Consider the following 5,434-nt stretch of genomic DNA (forward strand, 5'->3'; position numbering starts at 1 on the left):
GCCCGTGCTGCTGCTGTCGCGCGATCCCGAGCTGGTCGCGGAGATGACGCGGTCCCGGCTCGCTCCGCTGGCGCCGTTGCGCCCGCCGCAGCGGGAGCGGATGGCCGACACCCTGCTGGCCTGGCTGGAGTCGGGGCTCAACGCCAACGAGGCCGCCGAGCGGCTGCGCATCCACCCGCAGACCGTGCGCTACCGGCTGCGCCAGCTGGAGGAGCTGTTCGGCGAACGGCTGCGCGAGCCCGGAGAGCGTTTCGAACTGGAACTGGTCCTGCGGGCCCGCCGTCTGCTCGGTCCCCTGGAGGAGGGTCCGGTGTGGCCGGACGGCGGGTGACGGGCGTCTTCGCGCCACGGGGTCACCGCCAGGTGGCCGTCTCCGGGTCGATCCCGTGAGCGCGGGCGCACTCGTCGATGCTCCGCCGGAACCAGGAGGCCAACCCGGCCCGGATTCCGTCGTAGTGGGCGGAGAAGCCGGGGTCGGACTCGAACATCCTCCCCAGGCACACCTGCATCCGCCGCGTGAGCGGAAAGAAGTGGGAGAACACTTCGCGGTGGCGTTCGACGAGCGCGTCCGCCTCCGGGCTGCCCGGCACGACACCCCGGTCGAGGGCGTCGCCCAGATCGAACTGCAACGCGGACATCGACGCGGAGAGCGACTGCCACTGCTCCCGCGTGCGGAAAGCGGCCTGCTCGGCGAACTGCGCCCATTGCGCGGAACCGCCCCACACGACGCGGGCCTGCCTGGGCCAACGAGCGTCCCAGCCGGCCCCGAAGACCTCCGACTGCGCCTCGTCGTCGAGGAGGATCCCCCGCTCGTGGGCCTCGATCATCCGTTCCAGGCGCTCGTCGTGCCGTCGCAGGTCCCGGATGCGCTCGGCGAGCCGGGCACGCTGCTCACGCAGGGTGGCGCCGATCTCCGCCGTCCGGTCGTCGAGGACCTCACGCACCGCGTCCAGCCCGAGACCGGCCTCCCGGTACGCGACGATTCGGCGCAGCCGTCGCAGGTCCGCGTCGGTGTACTGGCGGTAGCCGGCCGCGGTGCGCGCGGACGGCGACGCCAAGCCGACCTCGTCCCAGTGGTGGAGCGTGCGGACCGTCACCCCCACCAGCCCGGCGGCCGCGCCCACCGTGACACCGTCACCGGTGTCGCGCTCGCGTTCAACCATGGACACCATTGTGACCCCCCTCCGCCGACCCCGGGGCGACGATCCCGACCGAGGCGAGGTTCCGCGCCTCGGGGCTGTCGGGGTCGAACTCCCGCGCCGCGGTGAACACGACCCGCGCGCCCTCGGGGGTGGCCACCTCGACGTCGCGGGTACGCCACGGCGTGTCCCGCGGCCCGGTCACGCTTCCCGGCGCGAGGGCCGAGCACGCCTCGACCAGCGGATCGACCTCGCTCAGCACGCACAGGAAACTCACGCTCATCGCGGGCGCTTCGGGGGGCTCGGCCCCGGCCGCCGCGGGGACGAGCAGGACGTCCTGGAACGCCCACCGGCGCAGGTGGACCACCTGCCCCGGGACGCTGAACAGTTCGACGAAGCCCAACCCCCGCACCCAGAAATCCGTCGACGCCGCCAAGTCCGACGTCGGAACCGTCACGAACACCGGCATCGCGTAGATACCGCGGAACACCTCTGGCGCGACCGCGTCCGGTCCGCGCTCGGACAGGGGGCCCATCTCGAATGCGTCGAAGAAATCACTCATACGGTCCACCGTCCCGCCTCACGCGGCGTGAGGGTCAAGCCCGATCCGCGAAGCGGTTGTCCACAGGCGACAGACCGGCCTTCCCCGACCGTTCCGCCGAGGACTAGCGTGGTAAGCGGGGGGTCCCCCGGGCCCTTCCGCTTCGCGCTGCCCTCGCCGCGCCCCTCAGTCCCGCGGCGCCAGCGCGCGCACCACCGCGGCCGGGTCCGCGTTCGGCGGACCGATCGGCGCGACGACCGGGGTGGTCACCCCGTTGTCGACGTAGGCCCGGATCCGCTCGCGGCAGTACTCGGCGGGGCCGTGCACGATGAGCTCGTCCACCACCGAGTCCGGGATCGCGGCCAGCGCGCCCCTGCGGTCCCCCTCGTCCCACGCCTTCCACATCGGGGTGAGCTCCTCGCGGCCCAGCCACTCGTGGAACGCCCGGTAGACGGGGACGTTGAGGTAGGCCGAGATGGCCCAGCGGCCGATCCCCCGGGCGGTGTCCGGGTCGGCTTCGGGCACGGCGAGGATCCGCGCGACCACCTCCTTGTCCTCGCCGTACTGGCGCACGTGGGGCACCACCGTGCGCACGTCCTCCGGCGAGAGCCAGTTGATGACGGCTCCGTCGCCCTCGCGTCCGGCGAGCCGGAGCATGCCCGGCCGCAGCGCCGCCACCAGCAGCGGGGGCGCCTGCTCGGGGACCGCGCCGAGCGCGAATCCGTTGACGCTGAAGGTGTCGTAGTCCTCCCTGACCTTCGCGCCGGTGAGCGCGGCGCGCAGGAAGCGCACGGTGTCGCGCACCTTCTTGTACGGCTCCTCGAAGGGGATGGAGTTCCACCGCTCCACGATCACGGTGGAGGACGTGCCGACGCCCAGCGCGAAGCGGCCCGGCGCGGCGGCGGCCAGGGCGGCGGCGCTCATCGCCAGGGTGGCCGGGCCGCGCGTGTAGGCGGGCACGATCGCGGTGCCCAGGCGCAGCCGGGGCGCCCACACGCTGGCCAGGGCGAGGGGGGTGAAGGCGTCGGTGCCGTTGGTCTCGGCCGACCAGGCGTCGGTGTAGCCCAGGTCCGGCAGCCGCTCGATGAGGGCCCGCTGCTCGGAGAGCGGGACCCCCTCCAGCGGGATGGTGATGCCCCAGCGAGTGGTCATGGCGACTCCCTGTCGGTGTGGAACCGAATCCGGTTCTCTTTCCGTGCTGGCAGCACCGTACCGCCCGGTCGGTCTGTTGTCTCGGGGCGCCTCCCCCTTCGCGCCGTCGGCGGCCGTGCCCCTCCGGCCGGCGCACCGCCGCCGCCCTTCCGACACGGCGCGCCGCCCCCGGGACGCGCGTGCTCTCTGGGGCGTATGTTCGTAGGGCCCGGACCGGAGCCCCGCCGACGGCGGGCGCCCCCGGCCGGGCCGCACGAGCGCATCCCAGACGAACGAAGGAGGCCCCTTCGTGGCCACGCCACCCTCCCCCTACGACTTCCTGCCCCAGGTCGCGTCGTTCACCGTCACCAGCAACGACGTCGCCGACGGACAGACCCTGCCCCGGGCCCAGGTCAGCGGGATCATGGGCGCCGGAGGCGGGGACGTCTCGCCGCACCTGTCCTGGAGCGGTTTCCCCGAGGGGACGCGCAGCTTCGCCGTCACCTGCTTCGACCCGGACGCACCCACCGCCAGCGGCTTCTGGCACTGGTCGGTGGCCAACATCCCGGCCGACGTCACCGAACTGGCCGCGGGCGCGGGGGACGGCTCCGGCCTCCCCGAGTCGGCCGTCACCCTGCGCAACGACGCGGGCGGACACCGCTACGTCGGCGCGGCGCCGCCCGCCGGGCACGGCCCGCACCGGTACTTCTTCGTGGTGCACGCGGTGGACGTGCCCCGCCTGGAGGTGGACGCGTCGGCCAGCCCGGCCTTCCTCGGCTTCAACCTGTTCTCGCACGCGCTGGGCCGTGCGATGGTCACCCCCGTCTACGAGGTGGAGTAGCCCGCGCGGGCGGCGCGGAGCCCGGGCCGGGACCGGGACCCGGGGCCGCGCGACGCGCCGGGGCCGGGCGGCGCGGCCGTGCCGCGTCGCCCGTCCCCGGCCCCTCCTCCCCGGGGCCGGGGACACACGCGCAGTGGGCCCTTTCGGTTGTCCTGACAACCGGATTCGGCCATTTGCGGGCCATCGGGCACCCCGAGGTCTAGGCTCGTTAGGCATCCCCCCAGTCCGCCGTTCACGTCGGAAAGGGTTCGACCGGTGCCACAGCAGCCTGCGAGCAAACCAACCGTCGTGGTCACGACAGCGGGGTCGGCGCCCACGCCCGGGACCATCCTCCACCTGCGGGAACAGGGTTTCCGCGTGGTGGCGACCGATGTGGACCCCGCCGCGCCGGGCCTGTACCTGGCCGACCGCGGGTACCTGGTGCCGCCGGGCGACAGCGAGGCCTTCCTGCCCAGGATGCGGACGCTGTGCGCGGACGAGGGGGCCGTCGCGGTCATCCCCCTGGTGGACGAGGAACTCGTCAGGGTGGGCGAGCTCGCCAAGGACGGCGTGGAGGTGCTGCTGCCCCGGCTGGACTTCGTCACCACCTGTCTGGACAAGTACGTGCTGATGCGCGAGCTGGAGGACGCCGGGATCGGCGTGCCGCGCACCTGGCTGGCCTCGGAGTGGCCGAGCGGCGCCGCGGATTCCGCGCCCGGCGGACTCATCGTCAAACCGCGCTGCGGACGCGGGAGCCGCGGGGTGGTGGTCATCGACTCCGTCCGCGACATGGCGCGGGTGGTGTCCGAGGGCGGCTACGCGGCGGACGAGCTGATCGTCCAGGAGCTGGTCGGCGGCCCCGAGTACACGGTGTCCGTGGTGGTGTGGCGGGACGGCGGGGTCCAGGCCGTGGTGCCCAAGGAGGTCGTCCTCAAGCAGGGCGTGACCAGGTACGCGGTGACCCGGCGCCACCGCGAGGTGGACCGCGCCTGCCGGGCGGTCCAGTCCGCTCTGCGCGCCGACGGCCCCTTCAACGTGCAGCTGTGCCTGGACGCGGACGGCAGGCCGAGGATCTTCGAGATCAACCCGCGCTTCTCCTCCACGGCCTCGCTCACCGCGGCGGCCGGGATCGACGAGATCACGGGGCTGCTGCGGCAGGCCGTCGCGGACGGGCCCCGCCTGGAGGACGACTGGCGCGAGGGGGTGGCGATGGTGCGGCGGTGGACGGACGAGTTCGTCAGCGAGGCGGAGTTCACCTCCCACGGCATCTCGCCCGCCCCCGCGGTCGGCACGGAGCTGCCCCGGCAGCTGTCCGCGGGAGGCACGGGGCCGGTCCCGGTCGTTCCGGTGCGTGTGCGTTGACCGGCTCCGCGACGGGGACCGCCGGCGCGCACCCGCTGGCCGAGGCGATGGCGGCGGCGGTCGTGGAGGTCGGCGGTCTGCTGCGGGAGTGGCGCTCCGACGCGGACGCGCGCAGCGGGGCGTGGGAGGGGAGCCAGTTCAAGGCCCGGGCCGACGCCATGGCGCACCGGGCCCTGTCCGAGCGGCTCACCGCGATCGACGGCCGGATCCCGGTGGTCAGCGAGGAGGACCCCGAGTCGCTGCGCGGCGAGCGGCCGCACCGGTACTGGCTGATCGACCCCGTCGACGGGACCGCCAGCTACGTCCACGGGTTCCCCGGGTACGTCACGCAGGTCGCGCTGGTGGACGGGGGGCGGCCGGAGGCGGCCGCCGTGTTCGCCCCCGAGACCGCGACCCTCTACACGGCCGTGCGCGGCCGGGGCGCGCACGGCCGTGTAGAGG

General features: G+C 74.1%; 7 protein-coding genes. 4 read left to right on the forward strand and 3 right to left on the reverse strand.

All coding sequences use genetic code 11. The annotated features are described in order from the left end of the window. The coding region (locus tag DQW06_RS21430) for a CdaR family transcriptional regulator (RefSeq protein WP_157983538.1) at positions 1–331 on the forward strand (331 nt) is incomplete at its 5' end. 22 nt (positions 332–353) lie between these two features. Here the strand turns inward: DQW06_RS21430 and DQW06_RS21435 are convergent. The 3 genes from DQW06_RS21435 to DQW06_RS21445 form a co-directional block, all read right to left on the reverse strand. Then, positions 354–1,163 carry a MerR family transcriptional regulator gene (locus DQW06_RS21435; RefSeq protein ID WP_232238504.1) on the reverse strand — a complete coding sequence of 270 codons (810 nt, stop codon included), beginning with the start codon at positions 1,161–1,163 and terminating at the stop codon, positions 354–356. Continuing rightward, complete coding sequence (locus DQW06_RS21440; RefSeq protein WP_041552813.1) at positions 1,156–1,701, reverse strand: VOC family protein; 546 nt, start codon at positions 1,699–1,701, stop codon at positions 1,156–1,158. Before DQW06_RS21440 ends, DQW06_RS21435 begins: the two co-directional genes overlap by 8 nt. Positions 1,702–1,866: 165 nt before the next feature. Further along, on the reverse strand, positions 1,867–2,832 hold the full coding sequence (locus DQW06_RS21445) for an LLM class F420-dependent oxidoreductase (RefSeq protein ID WP_071622505.1): 966 nt from the start codon (positions 2,830–2,832) through the stop codon (positions 1,867–1,869). A gap of 289 nt (positions 2,833–3,121) precedes the next feature. On the opposite strand from DQW06_RS21445, the gene DQW06_RS21455 reads away from it, so the two are divergent. The 3 genes from DQW06_RS21455 to DQW06_RS21465 all read left to right on the forward strand — a co-directional run. Then, the gene (locus tag DQW06_RS21455) at positions 3,122–3,652 is read left to right on the forward strand and encodes a YbhB/YbcL family Raf kinase inhibitor-like protein (protein ID WP_013154301.1); all 531 of its coding nucleotides are present in this window, start codon (positions 3,122–3,124) and stop codon (positions 3,650–3,652) included. A 288-nt stretch (positions 3,653–3,940) separates the two neighbouring features. Then, positions 3,941–4,993, forward strand: a complete 1,053-nt coding sequence (locus tag DQW06_RS21460) for an ATP-grasp domain-containing protein (RefSeq protein ID WP_041552814.1) — start codon at positions 3,941–3,943, stop codon at positions 4,991–4,993. Beyond that, on the forward strand, positions 4,990–5,434 hold a 445-nt coding region (locus DQW06_RS21465; RefSeq protein WP_304598539.1), incomplete at its 3' end, for an inositol monophosphatase family protein. The genes DQW06_RS21460 and DQW06_RS21465, both read left to right, overlap by 4 nt.

The organism is Nocardiopsis sp. TNDT3, from assembly GCF_003427465.1.
Taxonomy (GTDB): Bacteria; Actinomycetota; Actinomycetes; order Streptosporangiales; family Streptosporangiaceae; genus Nocardiopsis; species Nocardiopsis dassonvillei.

Bases quoted from the DNA above. Each gene is read 5' to 3' on its own strand.
- DQW06_RS21435 (WP_232238504.1), bottom strand. From the start codon at position 1,163: ATGGTTGAACGCGAGCGCGACACCGGTGACGGTGTCACGGTGGGCGCG.
- DQW06_RS21440 (WP_041552813.1), bottom strand. From the start codon at position 1,701: ATGAGTGATTTCTTCGACGCATTCGAGATGGGCCCCCTGTCCGAGCGC.
- DQW06_RS21445 (WP_071622505.1), bottom strand. From the start codon at position 2,832: ATGACCACTCGCTGGGGCATCACCATCCCGCTGGAGGGGGTCCCGCTC.